Source organism: Psychrobacter sp. WY6, assembly GCF_018448495.1.
Lineage (GTDB): Bacteria > Pseudomonadota > Gammaproteobacteria > Pseudomonadales > Moraxellaceae > Psychrobacter.
On the sequence record NZ_CP049902.1, the window covers coordinates 3,408,423 to 3,430,345 of the forward strand.

Annotated in this window: 24 protein-coding genes and 3 pseudogenes; 10 read left to right on the top strand and 17 right to left on the bottom strand. The window is 43.2% G+C overall.

Annotated features, from left to right (window positions below; all coding sequences use genetic code 11):
• Positions 1-86 precede the first annotated feature (86 nt).
• Positions 87-1,281 (top strand): annotated as a pseudogene (gene hutI, locus G7Y90_RS17105) (imidazolonepropionase).
• A 175-nt stretch (positions 1,282-1,456) separates the two neighbouring features.
• Here the strand turns inward: hutI and G7Y90_RS17110 are convergent.
• On the bottom strand, positions 1,457-2,041 hold the full coding sequence (locus G7Y90_RS17110) for a PepSY domain-containing protein (protein ID WP_250163022.1): 585 nt from the start codon (positions 2,039-2,041) through the stop codon (positions 1,457-1,459).
• Between the two features lie 195 nt (positions 2,042-2,236).
• Positions 2,237-3,583: an NADP-specific glutamate dehydrogenase gene (gdhA, locus tag G7Y90_RS17115; protein WP_250163023.1), complete on the bottom strand. Its 1,347-nt coding sequence runs from the start codon at positions 3,581-3,583 to the stop codon at positions 2,237-2,239.
• A gap of 635 nt (positions 3,584-4,218) precedes the next feature.
• Between gdhA and G7Y90_RS17120 the strand changes: the two genes are divergently transcribed.
• From G7Y90_RS17120 to G7Y90_RS17140, 5 genes are all read left to right on the top strand, one after another.
• Positions 4,219-4,581, top strand: a complete 363-nt coding sequence (locus tag G7Y90_RS17120) for a roadblock/LC7 domain-containing protein (RefSeq protein ID WP_010201036.1) — start codon at positions 4,219-4,221, stop codon at positions 4,579-4,581.
• Between the two features lie 270 nt (positions 4,582-4,851).
• The gene (locus G7Y90_RS17125) at positions 4,852-5,346 is read left to right on the top strand and encodes a PAS domain-containing protein (protein ID WP_055124629.1); all 495 of its coding nucleotides are present in this window, start codon (positions 4,852-4,854) and stop codon (positions 5,344-5,346) included.
• Between the two features lie 3 nt (positions 5,347-5,349).
• Positions 5,350-6,099: a PhnD/SsuA/transferrin family substrate-binding protein gene (locus G7Y90_RS17130; RefSeq protein WP_193216818.1), complete on the top strand. Its 750-nt coding sequence runs from the start codon at positions 5,350-5,352 to the stop codon at positions 6,097-6,099.
• A gap of 149 nt (positions 6,100-6,248) precedes the next feature.
• Positions 6,249-6,866 carry a hypothetical protein gene (locus tag G7Y90_RS17135; protein ID WP_060491697.1) on the top strand — a complete coding sequence of 206 codons (618 nt, stop codon included), beginning with the start codon at positions 6,249-6,251 and terminating at the stop codon, positions 6,864-6,866.
• A 41-nt stretch (positions 6,867-6,907) separates the two neighbouring features.
• The gene (locus G7Y90_RS17140) at positions 6,908-7,522 is read left to right on the top strand and encodes a hypothetical protein (protein WP_250163024.1); all 615 of its coding nucleotides are present in this window, start codon (positions 6,908-6,910) and stop codon (positions 7,520-7,522) included.
• A gap of 404 nt (positions 7,523-7,926) precedes the next feature.
• On the opposite strand, the gene G7Y90_RS17145 is transcribed toward G7Y90_RS17140, so the two are convergent.
• From G7Y90_RS17145 to nfsB, 13 genes and pseudogenes are all read right to left on the bottom strand, one after another.
• Positions 7,927-8,448, bottom strand: coding sequence for an HdeD family acid-resistance protein (locus tag G7Y90_RS17145; protein ID WP_250163025.1), 522 nt, complete (start codon positions 8,446-8,448; stop codon positions 7,927-7,929).
• Positions 8,449-8,573: 125 nt separating this feature from the next.
• Entirely contained in the window at positions 8,574-9,149 is a 576-nt protein-coding gene (locus G7Y90_RS17150) for a GNAT family N-acetyltransferase (protein WP_250163026.1), read from the bottom strand.
• A 31-nt stretch (positions 9,150-9,180) separates the two neighbouring features.
• Positions 9,181-9,600 carry a glycosyltransferase family protein gene (locus tag G7Y90_RS17155; RefSeq protein ID WP_250163027.1) on the bottom strand — a complete coding sequence of 140 codons (420 nt, stop codon included), beginning with the start codon at positions 9,598-9,600 and terminating at the stop codon, positions 9,181-9,183.
• Positions 9,584-9,904, bottom strand: a complete 321-nt coding sequence (locus G7Y90_RS17160; protein WP_250163028.1) for an NTP transferase domain-containing protein — start codon at positions 9,902-9,904, stop codon at positions 9,584-9,586. The genes G7Y90_RS17155 and G7Y90_RS17160 overlap by 17 nt, the downstream gene beginning before the upstream one ends.
• Positions 9,905-9,921: 17 nt before the next feature.
• Entirely contained in the window at positions 9,922-10,515 is a 594-nt protein-coding gene (locus G7Y90_RS17165) for an XdhC family protein (RefSeq protein ID WP_250163029.1), read from the bottom strand.
• Between the two features lie 62 nt (positions 10,516-10,577).
• On the bottom strand, positions 10,578-11,315 hold the full coding sequence (locus tag G7Y90_RS17170; RefSeq protein WP_250163030.1) for an XdhC family protein: 738 nt from the start codon (positions 11,313-11,315) through the stop codon (positions 10,578-10,580).
• 123 nt (positions 11,316-11,438) lie between these two features.
• Entirely contained in the window at positions 11,439-11,708 is a 270-nt protein-coding gene (locus G7Y90_RS17175; protein ID WP_250163031.1) for a hypothetical protein, read from the bottom strand.
• Positions 11,695-12,849, bottom strand: a complete 1,155-nt coding sequence (locus G7Y90_RS17180) for a xanthine dehydrogenase family protein molybdopterin-binding subunit (RefSeq protein WP_349773452.1) — start codon at positions 12,847-12,849, stop codon at positions 11,695-11,697. The genes G7Y90_RS17175 and G7Y90_RS17180 overlap by 14 nt, the downstream gene beginning before the upstream one ends.
• Positions 12,807-13,289, bottom strand: a pseudogene (locus tag G7Y90_RS18275) (molybdopterin cofactor-binding domain-containing protein); the annotation flags it as partial. The pseudogene G7Y90_RS18275 and the gene G7Y90_RS17180, both read right to left, overlap by 43 nt.
• Before the next feature lie 147 nt (positions 13,290-13,436).
• Entirely contained in the window at positions 13,437-13,889 is a 453-nt protein-coding gene (locus G7Y90_RS17185) for a hypothetical protein (protein WP_250163032.1), read from the bottom strand.
• Between the two features lie 2 nt (positions 13,890-13,891).
• Positions 13,892-14,884 carry an FAD binding domain-containing protein gene (locus G7Y90_RS17190; protein ID WP_250163033.1) on the bottom strand — a complete coding sequence of 331 codons (993 nt, stop codon included), beginning with the start codon at positions 14,882-14,884 and terminating at the stop codon, positions 13,892-13,894.
• Positions 14,881-15,528 (bottom strand): 2Fe-2S iron-sulfur cluster-binding protein, encoded by a 648-nt coding sequence (locus G7Y90_RS17195; protein WP_250163034.1) that lies wholly within the window; start codon positions 15,526-15,528, stop codon positions 14,881-14,883. Before G7Y90_RS17195 ends, G7Y90_RS17190 begins: the two co-directional genes overlap by 4 nt.
• A 278-nt stretch (positions 15,529-15,806) precedes the next feature.
• A complete protein-coding gene (gene nfsB / locus G7Y90_RS17200) occupies positions 15,807-16,463 on the bottom strand; it encodes an oxygen-insensitive NAD(P)H nitroreductase (RefSeq protein WP_250163035.1) in 657 nt (218 codons plus the stop codon).
• A 312-nt stretch (positions 16,464-16,775) separates the two neighbouring features.
• Between nfsB and G7Y90_RS17205 the strand changes: the two are divergent.
• Together G7Y90_RS17205 and G7Y90_RS17210 are read left to right on the top strand one after the other, a co-directional pair.
• Positions 16,776-17,443: pseudogene (locus G7Y90_RS17205) on the top strand (DsbA family oxidoreductase).
• Positions 17,444-17,501: 58 nt separating this feature from the next.
• Complete coding sequence (locus G7Y90_RS17210; RefSeq protein WP_250163036.1) at positions 17,502-18,197, top strand: haloacid dehalogenase type II; 696 nt, start codon at positions 17,502-17,504, stop codon at positions 18,195-18,197.
• Between the two features lie 107 nt (positions 18,198-18,304).
• Here the strand turns inward: G7Y90_RS17210 and G7Y90_RS17215 are convergent, their stop codons facing one another.
• Positions 18,305-19,429 carry an S-(hydroxymethyl)glutathione dehydrogenase/class III alcohol dehydrogenase gene (locus G7Y90_RS17215; protein ID WP_055124643.1) on the bottom strand — a complete coding sequence of 375 codons (1,125 nt, stop codon included), beginning with the start codon at positions 19,427-19,429 and terminating at the stop codon, positions 18,305-18,307.
• Between the two features lie 190 nt (positions 19,430-19,619).
• Here G7Y90_RS17215 and G7Y90_RS17220 point away from each other — a divergent pair, with 190 nt between their 5' ends.
• Together G7Y90_RS17220 and G7Y90_RS17225 are read left to right on the top strand one after the other, a co-directional pair.
• Positions 19,620-20,513 carry a LysR family transcriptional regulator gene (locus tag G7Y90_RS17220; protein WP_250163037.1) on the top strand — a complete coding sequence of 298 codons (894 nt, stop codon included), beginning with the start codon at positions 19,620-19,622 and terminating at the stop codon, positions 20,511-20,513.
• Between the two features lie 173 nt (positions 20,514-20,686).
• Positions 20,687-21,103 carry a DUF302 domain-containing protein gene (locus G7Y90_RS17225; RefSeq protein WP_250163038.1) on the top strand — a complete coding sequence of 139 codons (417 nt, stop codon included), beginning with the start codon at positions 20,687-20,689 and terminating at the stop codon, positions 21,101-21,103.
• A 289-nt stretch (positions 21,104-21,392) separates the two neighbouring features.
• On the opposite strand, the gene G7Y90_RS17230 is transcribed toward G7Y90_RS17225, so the two are convergent.
• A complete protein-coding gene (locus tag G7Y90_RS17230; protein WP_250163039.1) occupies positions 21,393-21,677 on the bottom strand; it encodes a DUF4031 domain-containing protein in 285 nt (94 codons plus the stop codon).
• Positions 21,678-21,923: the final 246 nt, after the last annotated feature.

Here is a 21,923-nt window from a genome sequence, read left to right on the forward strand (position 1 = left end):
CAGATGATAAAGACATCCTAACATCGTTTGACCACATCATTATCAATGCCAATCTTGCGACTTTTTCGGCGCAGTATGGTTTTGGCATGTATACAGATGAATATACAAATAGCATCCCATATGGCCAATTAAACAATGCTGCTATCGGTATTAAAAATGGCAGCATTGCTTGGATTGGTGAGCACAATCAAATCACTGCTCATCTGACTCACTATCAAGACCACCAAATCACAGACGTAGAGTAAATGGATAACTCCTGGACTTATCGACTGTCACACTCACATCGTTTATGGTGGCAATCGCAGTAACGAGTTCGAGGCACGTTTGCAAGGTGCTAGTTATCAAGACATTGCTGCACAAGGTGGCGGCATTGTCTCAACCGTCACCGCTACCCGCGCTGCCAGTATCGAATCGCTATTTGCACAAAGTGAAAAACGTTTAATAGCACTCATGAAAGAAGGCGTGACCAGTATCGAAATCAAATCGGGCTACGGCTTAGATTTAGATACTGAACGCAAGATGCTCACGGTTGCTCGCCAGCTTGGTCAAAACACAACATTCATGTCAGTACCACATATCTAGCGGCTCATGCCTTGCCACCTGAATACAAGTCTCACATGCAGGACCGCTCGGATGACTATATCGAGCAAGTCTGTACATGGTTACCGATACTATTCAGAAGGCTTGGTCGATGCGGTCGATGGCTTTTGTGAAAACATAGCCTTTAGCACTGAGCAAATCAGACGGGTTTTTGAAGTAGCACGTGTGTTAGGCCTACCAGTCAAACTACATTCTGAGCAATTATCTGACATAGGTGGCAGCGCCTTGGTTGCTGAATATAAGGGGCTATCAAGCGACCATTAGATTTATCAGACGATATCAAAAAAATGGCGGCCAGTAATACGGTTGCAGTTCTATTGCCCGGCGCATTTTATACCCTGCGGGATACCAAGTTGCCACCCATTGAGGCATTACTCAGGCACCAAGTACCTATGGCTATTTCTACTGATTGTAACTGGCACCTCACCACTTACCTCGTTATTGCTTGCGATGAACATGGGCTGTACGCTATTTTACTTAACGACTGAAGAAGTTTGGCAGGGGTGACTGTCAACGCAGCACAGGGCTTTAGGACTGTCTAATAAGGGTAAAATAGAAGTTGGCTGTGATGCAGATTTGGTCTTATGGGATATCGCCCGACCTGCGGATTTGGCTTATCAGATGGGGCTAAACCCTATTAACGGCATTATGGTTCAAGGCAAGTGGCGTGAGACGGTATAGCGAACTTATCTAACTACTAAGATTAAAAAAGCCCCAGTCATTCAATGACTGGGGCTTTTTTAATAATAAACACGCGGCTTTGGTATCTCATTTTCAAAAAACTAAGTAGCAAGAAAAACGACTATTAGCGATACCTACCTATCTATCTATCTATCTATCTATCTAACTTACTTAGCTATTTCTTAAACTTATTGTTGAATACACTGCCAGTATTGGCATCAACATTTAGCCAAACGATACTATTACCTTTGAGGATATCAGCTTCATAATAGGACGCATGATCACTATAATCTCGGTCGTTTTTAAACTCAATCTCGATAACACGGCCGCCCGATTGTTTTTCAGCAATTTTCATTGCCTGTTTAACATCAATCTTCGCTTGTTTAAGTGCCTTATAATCTACCAGATCATCACTGTCTAATCGTTCCACATCCGTACTGATCACTCTACCATTCATGGCGTCGACTTTGATTTCATAGTTTCGGCTACTGGTTACAAATTCCATCTCATACACACCGCCTTGCGCTTTATCATCATCGTGATCAAAGCTGGCGCTCATCAATAGACCAGATGACTTTTTCGCCGCAATATTTATTGCTTGTTGTAAGCTTATTCTGCTGGCTTTGGCGGCTTGCACCTCATTTGCTAGCGGTTGCTGTGTAGATGCATAGATTGTCGTAGTCAACATAGCCGCACCCACTACTACTGCAGCACGAGTACCCAAAGTCGTTAGCGAAAATGGCTTGAAAATCTTGCTCATAACGGTCTCCACAAAATTAATCTTATTGAGTGTTCTAAAATTATTATCTTTTAAAAAACACATATTATCAATAGGTCAATCGTATCGCTTTATAAAAACTACTTTGACTGTTCACGGTAGGTTTAATCCATAAAAAACGCGCCTATCGTTAAAACAGACGCGTTATTCGTTAATAGGTGGCTATGATAAAAGTGCTTAGTTTAAAATACCGTAAGCAACCAATGCATCGGCAACTCGTTTAAAGCCAACGATATTTGCACCAGCCATATAGTTGATATAGCCATTATCCGTTTGACCATACTGTTCTGAGGCATCGGCTGCGCAGTCATGGATATTTCTCATGATATTTTTGAGGCGCAAGTCGATTTGCTCAAAGCTCTTATACTGACGTACTGAGTTTTGTGACATCTCAAGCGCAGAGACTGCTACACCGCCCGCGTTGGCGGCTTTACCTGGGGCATAATGCACCCGGTGCAAACGAATATAGTCGATGGCTTCAGCAGTCAATGGCATGTTGGCACCTTCGACAACGTATGTGATGCCATTTTCAACCATGAGCTTGGCATCTTCTTCATTGACTTCATTTTGCGTCGCTGATGGAATCGCGATATCGCCTTTGAATTGCCACGGCTTTTGCTTCGCAAACCACTCTCCACCATAAACATCGACGTACTCAGCCAACGGTTTGCTTTTTGCTTTTTGCGCCTTGAGCCAATCAATTTTTTCTTGAGTTAGACCCGCTTCATCATACAAAGTCCCTTGTGAGTCTGACACAGTGACGACGATGCCGCCCAGCATATGGGCTTTTTCAGCAGCATGTAATGAGACGTTACCAGCACCTGAAACCAATACTCTCTTACCTTTGATATCGTCATTTTGCGCCGTAAGCATGTTTTCTAAGAAATACACCGCGCCATAACCTGTCGCCTCAGTACGCATTAAACTGCCACCGAAGCCAACGCCTTTACCGGTCAAAACGCCGCCGTATTCGTGCGTTAAATTCTTATACATAGCAAACATATAGCTGACTTCACGCCCACCCACGCCAATGTCACCAGCGGGCACATCGATGTCTTTATTCACATAGTGATGTAGTTCACGCATAAAGGCATAGCAAAAACGGCGGATTTCACTATCTGTTTTGCCTTTGGGATCAAAATCAGAGCCACCTTTACCGCCGCCCATTGGCAATCCAGTCAAAGCGTTTTTGAATATTTGCTCAAAGCCTAAAAACTTCAAAACAGATTGGTTGACAGTCGGATGAAATCTCACGCCACCTTTATAAGGACCTAAGGCATTGCTGAACTGGACACGCCAGCCGCGGTTAACCTGAACTTCACCTTGGTCATTTTCCCAGTTAATACGAAAAGCAATAACACGGTCAGGCTCAACGAGGCGCTCAAATATTTTAAAAGTATCATATTCTGGGTGGGCGTCGTATAACGGCGCAATCGTAATTGCAACTTCCTTTACCGCTTGAACGAATTCAGGTTGATGGGCGTAACGCGCTTCGACTTTTTCGATGGCCTGACTGATACTCATATCTTTTCCTTAAGGTAAAAATGGTAATCGTGCTTACTTACACCGATGTCACGTCGTATGACAACAAACGAGAGGATTGTAGACACTGGTGTAAAACTGAAATTGCCCCGACACGCTGGCTTGTGTAGAGACAAATGGGATTAAAAAAGCTGACTGAATTTATGCCTAGATGCCAAATTCAGAGACAAGAACATTTTTTATCTCATAATATATATCACTTTTGAGGCGTATAAGTCTAGTAAATATCACCATCATGAAAAGTTATAAGCGATTTTTATTGGCACAGTCTAAAGTGCACCTTTTCATAGAACCTTGAGATACCGACTGATGAGCTTACAGATCTCATTGATTGTGCTAAAAATAGTCCTGCATTACTAAAAAGCCTTCGTTTTTCTAATCGGTAAACAAATCAAATATTAATGGAAATTTGTAGACTGATAACCGTTTAATAAAGACGAAAGGTCAATAATCAGCACCAAACGGTATAAAAACCCAAAAACTTGGCTTTTTGCTTGAGCCGATGTATATCAATATTAACAGCAAGGGTTTATAATAGCTGACTTAGTCAACATTTATTCTCCACCATTACTAACTGTTATTTGATTAATTGAATAACCCGTCATAGAGAAAGCGATATGCGTACAGATTCATTCCAGCAAATCTTGGAAGACCTAAACAGCTCATCAGCCGATGTTGAAGCATCTGCCCTTATTTCTAACGATGGTCTGATGATTGCCTCAGCACTACCAACGGGCGTTGATGAAGACCGTGTTGGCGCTATGTCAGCGGCTTTATTGTCATTGGGTGACCGCGCAGGTCGTGAGTTGGCACGTGGTAGTATCGATCGTATTATGATTCAAGGTGAAAAAGGCTACGTGATTATGACCTCATCTGGAGATGAAGCGGTACTTACTATTATGGCAAAACCGAATGCAAAACTTGGTTTGATATTCTTAGATATCAAGCGTGCCTCAGAAGCCCTTGCAAAACTTATCTAATTGGTAAATTTGGATTTTTGTCGATAACACATTTTTTATTATTTAATGTCATATCACATAGCGCGACTGATAAATATGACTTTAAATCAAAATGAGGTGACTGTCTCATAAAAAATATTTAAGATGGCACACATTATTTGTGTGGAATAATGGCCTGATAAATATTGGGACGACGACTGAGCTGAAAGGCAACATGATGTTGTCGACAACTACCACACCAGATTGGCTTTTTAATCATTATAAATATAACGATAAATAAAGGAGATTACGATGGGTTCTCCAATCCCTGATGCACATAAGCCTGATATGCCCGCTGAGCAGATTACTCTGACTTATTATGATGGTACATCGCGGACTGTCTATGATACTGGTATTGAACGCCCTTATCCTGATGGCAAGCTGATTGTATCGCGTACCGATTTGGATGGTGTGCTGACTCACGTCAACGATGCTTTTGTCGAAATCAGTGGCTACAGCGTTGATGAGCTTATTGGTCAGCCACAATCTATTTTGCGCCACCCTGATATGCCAAAAGCCGCTTATAAAGATTTGTGGGATACCGCAGCGGCGGGGCAAAAATGGCATGGCTACGTTAAGAATTTATGCAAAGATGGTAGTCACTATTGGGTCTATGCGACCGTTGTGCCAAACATTCGTCGCGGCGAAACAGTGGGTTATACCTCGGTACGCCGTAAGCCATCACGTAGCAAAATCGAAGCTGCGATGGCTCAGTATGCCCAAATGAATCAAAATGAGGAAGGCTAAATCATGACGACACACAATATGTTAATCGCCCCTGATTTTTCTCCTGAGCGTTTTGCAGGCTGGCACATGTTTAATATTTTGATTCAAAAACGTGCCAACCTAAATATGCATCTGAATATACCTACCTCACATGCTGAACAAGAGAAAATCATTGAGGCAGGTGACATTCAAGTTATCTATGCCAACCCATTTGATGCAGCTACTTTGATCCGTGAACAAGGCTATCGCGCTGTTGCACGCCCTATCGGCAAATCGGATGAGATGGTCATTGCTGCTGCGGCAAACAGTGATATCAAGCGCTTAGAAGACATTAAAGCGGGTGCGACCGTAGCAATGGCAGACAACCGTGATGTTAAGCTGATTGGCTTACGCTTGCTAGAAGCTGTGGATATAGAAGAGTCTGATCTTAACTGGGATATCACTGAGACTTATCAGGCAGCCGCCCGTAAAGTCATCAAAGGTGATGCTCAAGCGGCTTTCTTCTTGGCAGAGATTTTTCATAGCTTTTCACGCTTGACCAAAACTCAGCTATCAGTGCTAATCGAAAGTGATTTGGCAGATATTAGCCATGTATTACTGATTAAAGATGGCTTTCCTGATACAGAAATATTCATGAATGCGATCCTGAACTTGCATAATGATGACGATGGTAGAGAAGCATTGGCTGAACTTGGCATGCCTCAAGGGTTTGAAGCCATGGACGAAGAAGATGCTGAATTTATGATAGATTTGATGCAAACTTTACTTGATTAATTATTACTTATTAATTGGCACGTTGCACCGTTTCGCTTAGTGAAGTCATAGCTTATTGTCGCTCAATAGTGGCTATATCATTTGACCATACGATATTAGCCATAAGCTGTTAGCCATACAATAGACACTATGACTTAAAGGACACTATTATGTCTGATTTAGACCTTATCAAAGAAAATGAGATGGAAGCGCGCCGAGTATTTCGTTTATATTCGCGTAAAGTGTTTTTGGCACCCAATAACCGTCATTTTCATGAACAACGTATCAATGCCGCATTACTTTTAACCGAAAAAGAGCCGCTGCAAGGTGCCGTCGCAGACTTTTTTTATGGCTGTTGGTATGACATTCCTTACGATGTAAATAACCTGTTTACGCGTATTAAAGATCGCTTGTACCCTCATGTCCAGCAAGGGTTTCGCGATTGTATTAGTAAGAAGCGATATATTCAACGCAATAGTATGCTGGCGACTCGCTGGAGTGTCCTGATATCACCGTCTCTCAATGAGCAAAAACAGCGGTTGCTTATCAGTAGCGATGATGCCAAAGAAATATCCAAAGACATTACCGCTGAGCTCATGCAAGCGCGTGAAGATAAAGATTGGGGCACGATTGAGCAGATCGAAAACGAATTCTTTGCTCACTGTATCGCTCGCAATGATCGACTTGCCTTCTCGTTAGTATGGTTTCGCTTGGGTAAAAGCGACTGGCAATTCGATGAGCGCTGGAACAACTGTCAACAGCATCTTGATCAGACCATCAAGACCTAATTTATCGCCGATTTAACCCTTTCATCACAATGGTAGCCGCTATGTCCTCTTACTTAAATGCTGATAAAACGTATCTAACCCTCACTCCAGCCGGTATTTTTGAGGCATTTTCACAAAGTGAGCCCACTGATGAACAGCTGTCATTACAAGACTTAATGTCCTATGGGGAGACGTTGCTCGCCGCTGATTGGCTTGAGCGTTATTCTGACGAATGGCTACAGAGCTTTATAGAACACGGCTGGATTGAAAAGCTGTCTTTGTTGTTACCCGCACCCAATCTGCCATTGGACCAGTTTTTACCGTATGTGGTTGCCAGCTTATCCGGTAAACGCCGTGCCGCTATTGGCTCTGATGAAGGGTTTTGCCTAGCACGAATCGGTTACAGCCAAGAAGAAGCGGACATGCTAAGTGTTGCAGCTGCTGACTTTTCAGGTTTTATGATCCGCCAACAACAACGTGGCTGGGCGGTCGAAAGCCAAGCCATCTCGTTTTTTCAACAAGTTGACTTACTGATTCCTGAGACCAGCTTTGTGTTTTTATGGATTGATGGTTCAGGTTACGCCCTCATCATCGATGGCGAGCCTTTGACTAATAGCCGCGCCTTTGTTGAGATGGTATGGGCATTGAAAACGTCTGGCTTAAGATTTCTTAGTTAATTCAACCAAACCACTTGATATACCATTACATATCAATACGACACGCTGCCATACTGACCCGTGCGCTTATATCATACCAAGCGCACTTCTTTCAATCTCTCACATCTGCTTTGCTTTCAATATATTTTTTTCTTTCATCTTCTGCTGTAACTGATTTAATACGATTTGTATACAAGGGTAAGGTATTACACATTGCACTTAGGCTTTACGCATTATTAAGATGTGATATTCAAATAAATTATGAAATAAAAAAAGACGCTATAAATAGCGTCTTTTTTGTTTATTGCTATAGTCAAGGAATTTTAGAATCGCTATAAGGCGACCGACCGCTGATAGTACACTGAGTACATCTAGAGCGGGTAACACCGTAGCGGTTTAAAAATGCTCTGACTATATAACTAAACTTATATATTGCGCACCACAATTGATTGTATACGTGAATACATAATTAATGATATGCCGTTAGATATCAACTCGACGGCTAACAGTATGCCAAGAATATACGTCGCTGACTGCGGATAACTGGTAAATATCATGATAGCCAATATAATCGAGAGCAGACCTGAAAGTAATATTGGGACAAAAGCCACTGTCCGACGGAGACCGAAAGCAACAAAAACTCTGACTATACCTGTTGCCATAAATAAAATAGCAATTACCATGGTCAAGGTTAATATTCCTTGCAACGGATCTTGTAATAATTCAATACCAATTAATACACCAAGTACACCGCCGATGGCAGCCAGCACTTTTCCAGTGGTACTATGTGCTCGGAACAAGGCGATAAACTGTAAAACACCCACTAAAAGGAAGATAAAACCTGCTAACTGCTCAGCGGCCAAAGTGGCGCTAAGAGGATTAAAAAATGCAAAGATACCGCCAAGAATACTAATGATGCCAATGACTAACCACAGTGTACGATTCATAAGACGACCTTATTTTACATTTAATAGAAAATAAATTATATCGCAAACCTTACCTTGTGTTGTATAACGGTAGTAATATCTTCGAGTAGTCCTGTTAATATCAGAGTGTGGGCATTGATTTGTGGTCACAAGCCTGCTAACTGATTGTTCCACTGTTGCCGCGTCATGTTATAAAGTACATGCTCAGCCAGCCGATGGTTAGGGTCAAGGGCTGGATGATAGAAGTTGGCGCGGGTATTCATCATGCCAAGGCGCTCCATAACCAATTGCGAGCGCTCATTGATAACCGCTGTGAATGACACAACCTCATCGAGCGACAGCTCAGTAAAAGCGAAATTCAGCGCCGCACGTGCCGCCTCGGTAGCATAACCCTGTCCCCAATAATCTTTATGTAGTCGCCATGCAATCTCGACAGCAGGGGCAAAAGACATCTCTGCGTGGGTATCATTCAAGCCAACAAAACCAATAAAAGCCCCATGCTCTTTTGATCTATCTTTTAAACTGACGGCCCAAAGCCCCCAGCCTTGATTAGCAATAAGCTGCTGGCATTTACTAGCGATGATGTCACTTACTTTAGGCGTTAATAACTTGGGAAAATACTTCATTACCTCAGGATCAGCATTTATTTCAGCAAAAACAGCAAAGTCACTTGCTTGCCATTGCCTAAGGTAAAGACGTTCTGTTTCTATCACATTTATCATTTTTATCACTTATGGATTGACACTATTAATACTATTTATCCAGCCAGCCTTTTTGCTTGGCATGAGCAAGTTGCTCAGGAGTATCGATATCATAGCTCAGTTGATTATTAACAACGGTACTTATCTGACTGGGCGGCAAACCTCTAATTAAATAACGCAGCCCTTTATCGCCTACCAGCAATGCTTGCCACTCTCTGAGTAAATCACAATCAATCGTTAAAGGTAGTCCAATAATATTTTGCTTCAATGCAGTGGCAGCAGACGTTTCATTTAAACTCCTATTATTTAAATGCTGCCAGCTACCATAAGTACTTGCCACTACAGACCGCTTATCTGCCAGCAGTTTTGCCAAATGCTGCTCATCGAGTAGAACTTGATCAATACCCATGATTAATACACGCTCGATTAATGAGCTTGTCAACTGCGTGACTGCCTCAATAGTCAAATCCAAACAAACTATACGCCATACCTATTTCAGGCGTAGAATTTACGACCATTTGAATCATAGAGTACTGAAAAGCCAATTCATTCATCACACTGGCTATTGATGGTTGATTATCAGGAATGACTATAATAATTGCTTGCGGTTTTGTAGAAAGTGCGAGTTTGGTCATGAAGCAAATTAAGGGTTCGCCATCTTTACACAGTAACTGTTTTTCTTGACCTAAACGCAGGCTCAGTCCACTGGCCAAAATAATGACCGCATGGTTTGGTGGCTTTGATAGATTTATTGGCTTTAGTTGCGTAGATGCCAAAATAGATGCGTCGCGGCTCATGATAAACTTGTCGCGGCACGAGCACTTGTCTCAGTCGTCTCTATAGAATCAATATGCGTAGAAAATAGCGTTGTAAAGTTAGTATTTGACAGATGAGTGTCTGAGTTTTCTGCTGGCGGCAGCTGATTATGGACGACCGCATTGACTTGCGCCATGATACCCAGTGCTAATGCTTCAGGTCCATCTCCGCCCAGCTTATAGCCAATCGGATAATGCAGTTTTTTGATACCTAGATTTAAACTGGCAGGATTTGTAAACCTTGTACTAATTTCTTCGATTAAGCGCTCGGTACGGTAGCGCGGTCCTAGTTGTCCAAGATATTTATAGTGATTAGCATGCTCTAATAATACGCCAAGGCGAGCACGGTCTTGGCTGAGACTATGCGACATCAAAGCAACGGCAGCATTTTTACTTAGTTCTAGTAAAGTATCACTATCATTTAACGCCAGTACCATCACTCTATCTGCCTGAGGAAAACGCTGCTGCGTGGCATATTGCGCTCGACTGTCTACCACTGTCACATGCCAATCTTGCAGCTTTGCCATCGTAACTAGCGGCATCACATCATTGCCAGCACCACAAATCAGCAAACGTATCTGTGGTTGTAGGCGCTGAATCAGCCATTCTGTGGCTAAATTGTCATTGTCATCTTTTACAATGACGTACTCAGCATTTTTATGGAGCAGTTTATATTCGGATAAACTTTCAACTGCATTGATAAGTGTGCTTGAAGCATAGATACCAGATTCACTTTATCTGAATTATTAGCGTCGATAGTGGTGAGTTTTCCTGACTTGATATAATTATCTAGGTTAAGACGCACACCAATTTGAAGTTGAGAGTTTGTATTATTTTGGTTATTAAAATTGATTGTAGAGCGGATTAAAGTTGCTACCGTTACTGGCTGCTGAGACTGACGAACCTGACTGATGACATTTAACAAAGGCATTGCCGTTGCCAGCCTTTCAAACAATACGTGTACGCGCCCATTACAGCCTAATCCAAAATTTAACTCGTCCAAATCAATATCTTGTTCATCGTATTTATTATCTGTGCCCTTATTATCACTGCCTCTATTAAAGTCAAAACCCTCTTCTGATATGCTCGCTCGCACATTACCATTTTCAGCATATTCGATGTCGTCACCCGTTTGGTAAACTTGCACGTTTGCACCATCACGTGTGAGCCAAAAAGCACGTTTGATAATATGCGGCTCCAAGCAGCCACCGCTAATCATTCCGACCGAACGACCATCTTCACAGATAAGCATCATTGCGCCTGCGCGGCGATATGCTGACCCTTCGGTACGCACGACGGTTGCTAGTACCGCGTCGATGCTTTGCTGCTGAGACTCACATGCCAACTTCAGAATATCAGCGATTTGATTCATAACGCCTCTTATTTTAATTATTGATGATCTTTTATTTAGAATATAAACCATTAGGTTAAAAAACCCGCTAGCTGTCTGTAGTAACTAGCGGGTGTCTTCTATCAATACACTTATCTAAGATAACTACTCTGGCAGCTCATAAAGCAATTTGTCGAGGGTAATAGGAAAGTCATAAACTCGTACACCCACGGCGTTGTAAACGGCATTAGCAATAGCAGCGGCAGCACCAGCAATCGCCGTTTCCCCAATACCTTTTATGTGCATTGGATTGGTATACGGATCGTCCTCTTCTACCAAGATAACATCAAGCTGAGGGACATCCGCATTGACTGGGACATGGTATTCTGCAAGATTATGATTACATAGCCGACCGTCACGCTTATCGTGAATCACCTTGCTCCATCAATGCCGAACCAATACCAAATACCATGCCGCCATAGCACTGCGAGGTCGCGGTTTTGTGATTGAGGATACGCCCTGCTGCAAAGGCACCAGTCATACGTTTAACGCGTATTTCACCAGTGACTCGGTGTACAGCGACCTCGGCAAAATTGGCACCAAATGACGCTTGGCGATGACTTTTGGCGTTTTTACCCGGTGCAATTTGACCTTTGGCACTGAGTTTTTGGTCATCATATTGAGCGACGATATCGGCTAATGAATGAGTCTGGAAATTACTAAAGTCATATTCTTTCGATTCAGTTAGTGAGATTCCCGTTATTTCAGCTAATTTGTCTTTTAAATCAGCCACTTTATCTACGATGTTATCGCCCAAACCTGCTACTTTTTCTTTTCCTGCTTCTATAACGGTTTCTACAAAGTTAGCCTCATGCTCACCTACCTGCTTAATTTGACCGTTATCCAGCTGAATGGTGTCAGGGTATAGACCGACTTTTTCTGCGATCATCTCACGTAGCTGCTGACAAGCAAGGTAAATACTACTGCCTGAACTAGCAGCGCCCATACTGCCCCCTGAACCAACCGCAGGTGGCAAACTGGTATCGCCGAGCTTCATTTCAATATGATCTATTATTGGTAGCCCTAATAAATCTGCAGCAACCTGAGTAAATACGGTATAAGAACCTGTACCGATATCGGTCATGTCTGTCTCGATTACGGCCTTCACACCCAACGCTTTTGAGCTATCTGCTTGCAATGTCGCTCGTGCTTCAGACGGTCCTAAGCTGTTGCCACGAGCTGCTGCTGCCATACCCATGCCCACCCACCAATCACCTTCTAAGCGACTGGCAGGCTTAGCATTGCGTTGATTCCAGCCAAACTGTTCAGCCGCTTGATCGATACAAGCGATGAACTTACGCGTGGAAAACGGGATGCCTTTACTAGGATCTTGCTCAGGCTCATTGCGACGGCGCAGTTCGACAGGGTCTATGTTGAGTTGCTCTGCCAATTCATCCATCGCACACTCAAGGGCAATCTGTCCGACTGCTTCGCCGGGGGCACGCATCGAGCCTGACAATACTTGGTTCATATCTACTTGCTGATAATTGACTCGGCGATTGTCACCGCGATACAGATAGTGCGTAGAGAGCGCTGCTGGCTCAAAAAGGCTTCTCCTGGCAAATTACTAGAGACCGTCTCATGAATCATGGTGTCAATAATACCGTCTTCGCTACAGCCAATTGCGATGCGTTGACGCGTGTTTGAGCGTCTAATCGTTGCCTCCATTACTTGCGGACGTGTCATAGTGATTAACACGGGACGACCCAACTCTTTTGCGGCGAGTGCGGCGGCTATCGATTCTGGAGAAATCCCAAGTTTGCTACCAAAACCGCCACCGACGTAGCGAGCGATTAATTGCACATTATCTGGATCCAAATCCAATGCATCAACGATTTGCTTTTTGCACGAGGACAGCATTTGATTAGATGAATACATAATCAGCTTCTCACCTTCCCAGTGAGCAAGCGTTGCATGAGGCTCCATCGCTGCGCTGTTTTGACTTGGCGTATGATAAAAGCGGTCAAGGGTTACTGCAGCATTTGCGAGGCTTTGTTCTGGATTACCCTTTTCTGAGTTTTTATCCGAACCTTTTTTTCATTAATATCATGAGCATTTGGCAGCTCTGTCGTAAAGTTCAATGCCGCCTGATTAGTTTCATCCTCATAAGTCACTTTGAGTGCTTTTGCGCCTTCTGTCGCCGCCGTCAAACGTCTCAGCGATGACAACCGCTATCGGCTGACCATGATAAAAAATCTCACTGACGCCTTGCTTAGGTGATTTGGTTGCACCGCCCTGTTGTGCATTGCGTAAAAAATGCTCAGGATCAGTAACTACTTTAATAATGTTGGGAATACCCTTTAAAGAGCTGCTATCAATTTGCTTAACGCGTCCTTTGGCAATCGTTGCGCTCACCAAAACACCATAGGCTTGATTGTCTAAATGAATCTCTGCCGTATAAGGTGCTTGACCACTAACCTTGAGTGACCCCTCAACTCGGTTGATGGGCTTACCCACCAATTTACTCGCTGTTTTGTCAAAAAGTGATTCAACAGGCGCATTCATTATCATCTTTTTGGTCGGTTCTGACGGAAATACTGAGTCCAATAATGACATGATTATGCTCCCTTGCCCGCTAATGCGCGCTGAATAACTTGTTTGAGTAGACGACGGGTCAGTGGTATTTTAAAATCATTTTGACCGCTGCCTTTGGCATCTTTTAGTAATAAGTCCGCTGCTTGTTTTATCACATCATCATTACCATCAGTGCCCGTTAGCAATGCCTCAACGGCTTCGTTACGCCATGGTTCAGTGCCAATACCACCGAATGCTAGGCGCACTGTGTCCAAACGCCCATTATCAGTCACGTCTATGATCGCTGCACAAGACACTAAGGCAAAAGCATAGGACGCGCGATCACGCACTTTGTCATAAGTGTGCATGCCTTTGATGGGCGCTGGCAACACAACATGAGTGATAAGCTCACCAGACTCTAAAACATTTTCGATATGTGGCGTGTCTTTTGGCAAACAATAAAAGTCTTTGATGGCAATTGTACGCATTGAGCCATCCGTTTTTAACGTCTCAACAGTGGCATCTAATGAGCGCATCGCGACGGCCATATCAGATGGATGCTGGGCAATACAGGACTCGCTAGTACCCAAAATTGCCAAGGTACGATTTTCACCATTTATCGCTGGGCAACCAGAACCTGGCTTGCGTTTATTACAGGCGCTGTCTGTCTGATAAAAATAATAGCAACGCGTACGCTGTAATAGATTACCGCCCGTCGTCGCTCTATTACGCAACTGTCCCGTCGCACCTGCCAAAATCGCCCGTGATAATACTGGGTAATTGGCAATAACCTCAGGATGCGCGGCCAAGTCGCTATTGGTCACTAGCGTACCGATGCGTAGGCCACCATCTGTAGTCTTCTCAATTTGAGCTAATGCTAAGCGAGTGATATCCACCAGCTTAACTGGCGTTTCAATCTCTAACTTCATTAAATCTAAAAGGTTGGTACCCCCTGCGATAAATGAGGCGTCTTTTACACTAGCAGATTGGGCTGCCTGCTCTGGCGCGGTAGCACGGCTATACTCGAAACGTTTCATGAGCGATCTCCTAACCTGCTAGTTGCCGTCTTATTCTTCATAGATTGACTACCTAGCTGCGCTTCACTAGGTGGTGGTGACCAAATACCCGTCACCTCTGATTTTTGTACTGCGTCAGTTTTAGATGAACCCTTCATTTCATTTTCTAGTACTTGTGAAATGGCCTTAATAATATTGGGATAAGCAGAACAGCGGCAAATATTGCCACTCATACGCTCAGCGATTTCTTGAACCAGCAACCCATCAGGATTTTGCAAATCTGTCGTGACATGACTGGGCCAGTTTTGTTTAATCTCATCGATCAGCGCTGTTGCTGAACAAATTTGCCCAGGGGTACAGTAACCACATTGAAACGCATCATTATCTTTAAAGGCTCGTTGCAACGCTGACAAAGATTCGGGCATGCCAATACCTTCAATCGTGGTAATCTCATCACCATCGTGCATAACTGCCAAGGTCAAACAGGCATTGACCCGACGCCCATTGATAAGTATGGTACATGCGCCGCACTGACCATGGTCACAGCCTTTTTTAGGCCCCGTAATTTTGAGGTGCTGACGACAGACATCGAGTAAGGTCGTACGTGAATCAAGATTGTCGAGCTGATAATCTTGCTTATTAATGGTTAAGTTCAAGGTAGACATGCTGGCTTCTCGCTGGCAGATAATCATAAAAAATAGGGTTAAACGCTTCTTAAAAGTCGCGCCAATCGATTTATTATGACTTATTAGAAATGTCGATTTGTTTTTACTTTGTAGTTATTACAGTGTAGTTTTTAATCTATGAAACTTTACTTCTCACTATCAATTTTATAAATGAAACTCAAAAACTCATTTTATTAGCAAAAAAAATAGCGCTATAAACAGGTCGTTTATAACGCTATTTGAGTTCAATATAGTCAGTTAAAAATACCAGTCTGGCATTACGCTTTAGTAATAATGCTCGCTTCACTCAATCGAGATTTTGGCAAATCTGCATTAAAATCATCTTCACTACGATAACCCAGTGAGATAACGGCAACGGCTGTGTAGCCTTTGCTACGTAGCTCAAACTCTTCATCGAGTGCCTTTAGATCAGCGCCTTCCATCGGCACAGCATCAATGCCTAAAGTAGCAGCACCCAGCAATAATGCGCCCATATTTAGGTACACTTGCTCGACCAGCCAATGTGGCTCGTCTTTTTGCTCATAACGACGAATGTCCAAAAACATTTTGCGCACTTGATGCATTTGCTCTTTGAATTTTGGTTCTGCGAAGCGACCATCCGTATTTTCTTTATCCAATACTTCATGCAAAAATTCATCATCAGCATAGATACGACTACAGAAAATGATGACGTGTGAGGCATCTTTCACCTTTGCCGTGTTGAAATCAAACATCCCTTGCGTACCTTTTGCGATACGTGCCTTGCCAGCCTCATCATCAGCGATCACAAAATGCCAAGGCTGAATATTAGTACTTGATGGGCTAAGTCGTAGGATATCCTTTAAACTTTGAAAGTCTGCTGCTGATATTTTTTTATTGGTATCAAACTCTTTAGTGCTGTAACGCCAGTTCATGGCTTCAGTGATATTTTTCATTTATGACTCCAAGATTTTTAGTACCGCCACTTTAAGCAAAAACCCGTTTGATGACCGTTACAGATTGGTTAAGTAGTCACCTATTTTGTTATTACGTTACTGATGATTCAGTGCATCGCTGAGTTAATTGAGCAGGTATTTAAGCAGCTACTTATTAGACAGAGACTCATTAAACAGTAACTTAGACGATATTGTAAGCTTTCCCTCATTCTCTTAGCATTAGTTAATTAGTATAGATAATTAGCATTGATTTATAAGGCGGTCGACCACAGACAGCTTATATAAAAAAAATACTGAATTAGGCAGATAGATATGGAACATTCAAAGCAGTTATCCTCAGAGCAGCCACTACGCATAGATATCGTCTCAGACGTTGTTTGTCCTTGGTGCGTCATTGGTTACCGCCAGCTGGCAGAAGCCCTCAAGCAAACCAACACCGAACACGAGATTCACTGGCATCCGTTTGAGCTTAATCCCAATATGCCAAGCGAAGGACAAAATTGCGTGAACATATTATGGAGAAATATGGTTCGAGCAAGCAAGAATCTGATGCTAGCCGTGCTCGATTAATGGAAGCGGGTAATGAGGTTGGCTTTACGTTTAATTTTAACGATGACACGCGTATGCACAACACATTCAACTTGCATCAATTGCTGCACTGGGCAGATCAGCAAGGTCGCATGCATGAATTAAAGCAGGCGTTATTCGTCGCTCATTTTACCAATGGTCGCAATATTTCTGACAATACCGTGCTTGCTGATATTGCAGCAGAGATTGGACTAGATCGTGATGAGTCACTAGCCGTGTTAGCAGACCAAAGGTTCGCTAAAGAGGTGCGCGAAGAAGAGCAACATTGGCAGCAACAAGGCATTCAAAGCGTGCCAGCGGTAATTTTTAATAAGCGTCATCTGGTTAGTGGTGCACAAGGCGTGGAAAATTTCAAGAATATCTTGCAGCAGCTGTCTAACATGCCAGACTAGCTTCTCTGAAAAGTTTTTTTTGGCAAGGTTTCTTTAGCTGTTCAAAAAAGGATCTATTATGTTCTCTGATAAGTCTCTCCCTATTATCATGTTCGATGTCAATGAGACGCTACTCGACATTACCATTCTTGAGCCATTATTTGCTCGCCTATTTGGCAATAAAATGCTACTAAGAGAATGGTTTGCGCAATTGGTGCTATATTCACAAACCATGACGTTATCAGGACTTTATACGCCTTTTGGCGAGCTTGGCATCAGCGCCTTACAGATGACCGCTGATATTCATAACGTCAGGCTGATAGATAGCGATGTCGACGAATTAAAAGAGCGTATGAGCAAAATGCCTGCTCACCCTGATGTAGTTCCAGCATTAACCAAGCTGCGTGAGGCAGGGTTTCGACTGGTAACGTTGACCAACTCAGCAAATAGCGCTTCCCCGACCCCGCTTGAAAAAGCTGGCATCAGCCATTTTTTTGAACAGCACTTTAGTGTTGAGCAGGTAGCAAGATTCAAGCCTGCGCCTGAAACCTACCAAATGGTCGCTAAGGAGCTGTCTGTTGAGTTGTCAGATTTATGCCTAGTCGCTTGTCATCTTTGGGATACGATTGGCGCTCAAGCGGTTGGCTGCCAAGGGGCGTTTCTCACGCGACCGCACAATGCTTTATTATCAGCGCCAAACGTTCCAGCGCCAGACTTTATAGCAGCAGATCTAACCACGCTTGCCGAACAGATAATTTTTTCCACTAAAAAATAATTGCCAATGCCAAAAAAATGCCGTCCTTATATAGGACGGCATTTTTGGTTTAGCATACTGCTATTTTATAAGGCTAAATCTATAATCACTATTATTAATAATGATTTTTAAAAATGAATAACCGTACGGATACTCTCGCCTTTATGCATCAAATCAAATGCTTCGTTGATATCTTCTAATGGCATGGTATGGGTAATGAAATCTTGTAGTGGAATCTCACCAGCCAAATAACGCTCAACATAACCTGGTAATTCACTGCGACCTTTTACGCCGCCAAATGCTGAACCGCGCCAGACACGACCAGTCACTAACTGGAATGGGCGAGTAGAGATTTCTTGTCCAGCACCAGCGACACCAATGATGACCGACTCGCCCCACCCTTTATGGCAGCACTCAAGCGCCGAACGCATGACATCGACATTACCGATACACTCAAATGAATAATCAACGCCGCCATCAGTCAATTCAACGATGACTTCTTGGATTGGCTTGTCGTAGTCTTTTGGGTTGATGCAGTCGGTTGCGCCAAGCTTTTTAGCCAGCTCAAATTTGCTCTCATTGATATCAATAGCAATGATACGACTGGCTTTTGCCATTGCCGCACCGATGACCGCTGATAGACCAATGCCGCCTAGACCAAAGATAGCGACAGTCGCACCCTCTTCTACCTTGGCCGTATTCATCACTGCACCCATACCCGTGGTGACACCGCAACCCAATAAGCAGACTTCTTCGAGTGGGGCTTCTTTGTTCACTTTTGCCAAAGAAATCTCAGGCAACACGGTATATTCAGAGAAGGTTGAGCAGCCCATATAATGATAAATAGGCTCACCATCTTTATAAAAACGCGTGGTGCCGTCTGGCATTAAGCCTTTACCTTGGGTCTCGCGTACGGCAGAGCAAAGATTGGTTTTGCCTGAGGTACACATTTTACAGACGCCACATTCTGCCGTGTATAGAGGAATGACATGATCACCGACCTGAACGCTGGTCACACCTTCGCCGATTTGCTCAACGATACCGCCACCTTCATGACCCAAAATCGCTGGGAATACCCCTTCTGGGTCTTCACCAGATAAAGTAAAAGCGTCAGTATGACAGACACCGCTTGCCACGATTTTTACCAATACTTCGCCTTTACGGGGCAGCATGACATCCACTTCTTCGATAGATAGTGGCTCATTTGGGCCCCAAGCAATGGCGGCTTTTGATTTAATAAATTTATCTGACATCGTTATCTCTCTTTTAATTCATTTTATGGGTTATTAAGCACAGACCTCTATTCAGCTTATCTTGCTTGTTGAATTGAGGCAAGCGGCAGTTGTAGCAGTCTGTAAAGCTTTATACTGGCTATTATAGTTTTTTCTATAGCGATAACAATGTGCTATATTTGCAAATATCTTTTACACAGTGGTAATAATCATGCGCTGGGATGGTATTAGCGAATTTGTTTATGTAGCAGATTACGAAAGCTTTACGCGCGCGGCAAAAGAACTGGGGATTTCAACCGCGCAAGTCAGTCGACAGATAAGCGCATTAGAGAAGCGCCTCAGTATTAAATTGCTGTATCGCACGACGCGTAAGGTATCGCTGACAGAAGAAGGTCGCGTGTTTTATCAGCACTGCCGCGGTGTGCTCGATGGATTGGATGCCGCTGAGCAAGCAGTAAGCAATTTACAATCAAAGCCGCAAGGTAGGATTAAACTGACCGCTCCTGTCACTTATGGCGAGCAACAATTATTGCCACTGGTCAATGATTTTATGGTGCAATATCGCGATATCGAAGTGACGGCGTTTTTGAGCAATCAAAAAATCGACCTCATTGATGGCGGTTATGATTTGGCGATTCGTATTGGTAAATTAAGTGATTCGACGATGATGGCAAAAAAACTCAGCTGTCGTACCAACTTCGTCTGTGCCGCGCCTGCTTATCTCGAAAAATACGGCATACCACATTCTTTGAGCGATCTGAGTCAGCATAACTGCTTACTTGGCACGCGTGACTATTGGCACTTTATAGAAGATGGCAAAATAGATTCTGGAAAAAATGCTGATAAAGAAAAAAACCTGCGCGTGTCTGGCAGTGTCCAATATAACAGCGGTCACAGTTTAGTCGATGCGGCGTTAAAAGGTCTGGGTATCGTCCAGCTACCTGATTATTATGTGCAAAAATACTTAGCATCAGGTGAGCTGGTCAGCTTATTGAATAACTATCGAGAGCCTGAAGAAAGTATCTGGGCCATCTATCCACACAACCGTCATTTATCGCCAAAGATTAGACTGCTCGTCGATTATCTAGCAGAGCATTTGGTTTAGCTATGCGTTTTGGCTTAGGCATTCTCTAAGGTGTGTTGCAATGCGACGCTTTACTATGCGCAGTTTATTACGCACAATGCTACTAAGCACAAGGAATATCATGGCTCACACTAAATATTCGATGTTGTCAGCCATCATTCGCTGAATAAACAATGACAATAAAAGGACTTTTCATGCTTAAGATTCTCTCTATCGCTGCCCTAGCATTGGCCGTATCCTCCTGCGCCAGTGTTGAAAATATTTTAAACGCGCCTGATAAGATGCCATCAACGATGACTGCTATCGATGCCGAAAAAGGCTTGGTTACGCTGCAAAGCAATCATTCCGTGCAAGATACCGCTGATAAACTGGCGGCAATTATTGAAAGCAAAGGTATGAAAGTATTTGCGCGCGTCGATCACCAAAAGAATGCCCAAGGTGTCAATTTAACCTTAAGACCGACGCAGGTCATTATGTTTGGTAATCCAAAAGCGGGTACGCCATTGATGAATTGCGAGCAAAGCGTCGCTATCGACTTGCCGCAAAAAATCCTCATCAGTGAAGATGCTGATAAAAAGTTTGGTTGTCGTACAACAATCCCGAATACCTAAAGAGTCGTCACAATATCAAAGGTTGTGATACCCAATTGGCGAATATTGCAAAAGCCCTTGATGGTGTCAGTAAAGCCGCTATTGCAAAGTAATACCAAACCCAAAAAATATGATTAGCGGCGTCAGTTTTGCTTGTTCCGCTCGCTTAGTCTACTAGATATCGTACTTGCACTCGTTTTTCTTGCTACCTAATTTTTGAGAGGGTAAAGCGTTGGGTGAAAACCTGAACAAATAAAAAGGTGGGATGCAAAAGCACTCCCACCTTTTATATCTTTAAAAGCTTCATTTACTAGCAATGCTCAGACCGTGCTATTTGCTCATGCAACTCTACTTTTAACTTCTTTGCACATTCGATAATCTTTTTTCGACCAGCAGGAATAGCGCCATATTCAATCGCTATTTCTCGCATTTGTACCGTGACGTCATAGTGCGGATAGCTGGCGTTTCGATGGAATAAGCGCTTATCCACTTCAATCAACGCTGCAAAATCGCAGCTCTTGCAAGCTATCTGCCAGCTATGGCACCACTTATAACCTTTAAATTCTATCTGCATAAAATCCACATATATCGCCATAGAACCGCCTCATTTATTATACTTAACTTTTTATCACGTGCTAAGCAACGCTTTCACAAAACAGCCACTAGAACAATTCACTCGCATCTTTCTTTAGCTGTTTCAGGATAGTTTGGTATTCGCTATCATTGGTTTCAAGCGAGCTTAGACGTCCATAACGCAGTTGACGATAGTCCTGCTTCATCTGCAAACTTTTGTTTGGACAATATCTGAATGACCGCTATCTGTTAAATGGGTATCAACACT

What these genes read in the sequence shown, in the direction of transcription:
- G7Y90_RS17110 (WP_250163022.1), bottom strand. Translation starts at nt 2,041, where the DNA reads ATGAGCAAGATTTTCAAGCCATTTTCGCTAACGACTTTGGGTACTCGT.
- gdhA (WP_250163023.1), bottom strand. Translation starts at nt 3,583, where the DNA reads ATGAGTATCAGTCAGGCCATCGAAAAAGTCGAAGCGCGTTACGCCCAT.
- G7Y90_RS17120 (WP_010201036.1), top strand. Translation starts at nt 4,219, where the DNA reads ATGCGTACAGATTCATTCCAGCAAATCTTGGAAGACCTAAACAGCTCA.
- G7Y90_RS17125 (WP_055124629.1), top strand. Translation starts at nt 4,852, where the DNA reads ATGGGTTCTCCAATCCCTGATGCACATAAGCCTGATATGCCCGCTGAG.
- G7Y90_RS17130 (WP_193216818.1), top strand. Translation starts at nt 5,350, where the DNA reads ATGACGACACACAATATGTTAATCGCCCCTGATTTTTCTCCTGAGCGT.
- G7Y90_RS17135 (WP_060491697.1), top strand. Translation starts at nt 6,249, where the DNA reads ATGTCTGATTTAGACCTTATCAAAGAAAATGAGATGGAAGCGCGCCGA.
- G7Y90_RS17140 (WP_250163024.1), top strand. Translation starts at nt 6,908, where the DNA reads ATGTCCTCTTACTTAAATGCTGATAAAACGTATCTAACCCTCACTCCA.
- G7Y90_RS17145 (WP_250163025.1), bottom strand. Translation starts at nt 8,448, where the DNA reads ATGAATCGTACACTGTGGTTAGTCATTGGCATCATTAGTATTCTTGGC.
- G7Y90_RS17150 (WP_250163026.1), bottom strand. Translation starts at nt 9,149, where the DNA reads ATGATAAATGTGATAGAAACAGAACGTCTTTACCTTAGGCAATGGCAA.
- G7Y90_RS17170 (WP_250163030.1), bottom strand. Translation starts at nt 11,315, where the DNA reads ATGAATCAAATCGCTGATATTCTGAAGTTGGCATGTGAGTCTCAGCAG.
- G7Y90_RS17185 (WP_250163032.1), bottom strand. Translation starts at nt 13,889, where the DNA reads ATGTCATTATTGGACTCAGTATTTCCGTCAGAACCGACCAAAAAGATG.
- G7Y90_RS17190 (WP_250163033.1), bottom strand. Translation starts at nt 14,884, where the DNA reads ATGAAACGTTTCGAGTATAGCCGTGCTACCGCGCCAGAGCAGGCAGCC.
- G7Y90_RS17195 (WP_250163034.1), bottom strand. Translation starts at nt 15,528, where the DNA reads ATGTCTACCTTGAACTTAACCATTAATAAGCAAGATTATCAGCTCGAC.
- nfsB (WP_250163035.1), bottom strand. Translation starts at nt 16,463, where the DNA reads ATGAAAAATATCACTGAAGCCATGAACTGGCGTTACAGCACTAAAGAG.
- G7Y90_RS17210 (WP_250163036.1), top strand. Translation starts at nt 17,502, where the DNA reads ATGTTCTCTGATAAGTCTCTCCCTATTATCATGTTCGATGTCAATGAG.
- G7Y90_RS17215 (WP_055124643.1), bottom strand. Translation starts at nt 19,429, where the DNA reads ATGTCAGATAAATTTATTAAATCAAAAGCCGCCATTGCTTGGGGCCCA.
- G7Y90_RS17220 (WP_250163037.1), top strand. Translation starts at nt 19,620, where the DNA reads ATGCGCTGGGATGGTATTAGCGAATTTGTTTATGTAGCAGATTACGAA.
- G7Y90_RS17225 (WP_250163038.1), top strand. Translation starts at nt 20,687, where the DNA reads ATGCTTAAGATTCTCTCTATCGCTGCCCTAGCATTGGCCGTATCCTCC.
- G7Y90_RS17230 (WP_250163039.1), bottom strand. Translation starts at nt 21,677, where the DNA reads ATGGCGATATATGTGGATTTTATGCAGATAGAATTTAAAGGTTATAAG.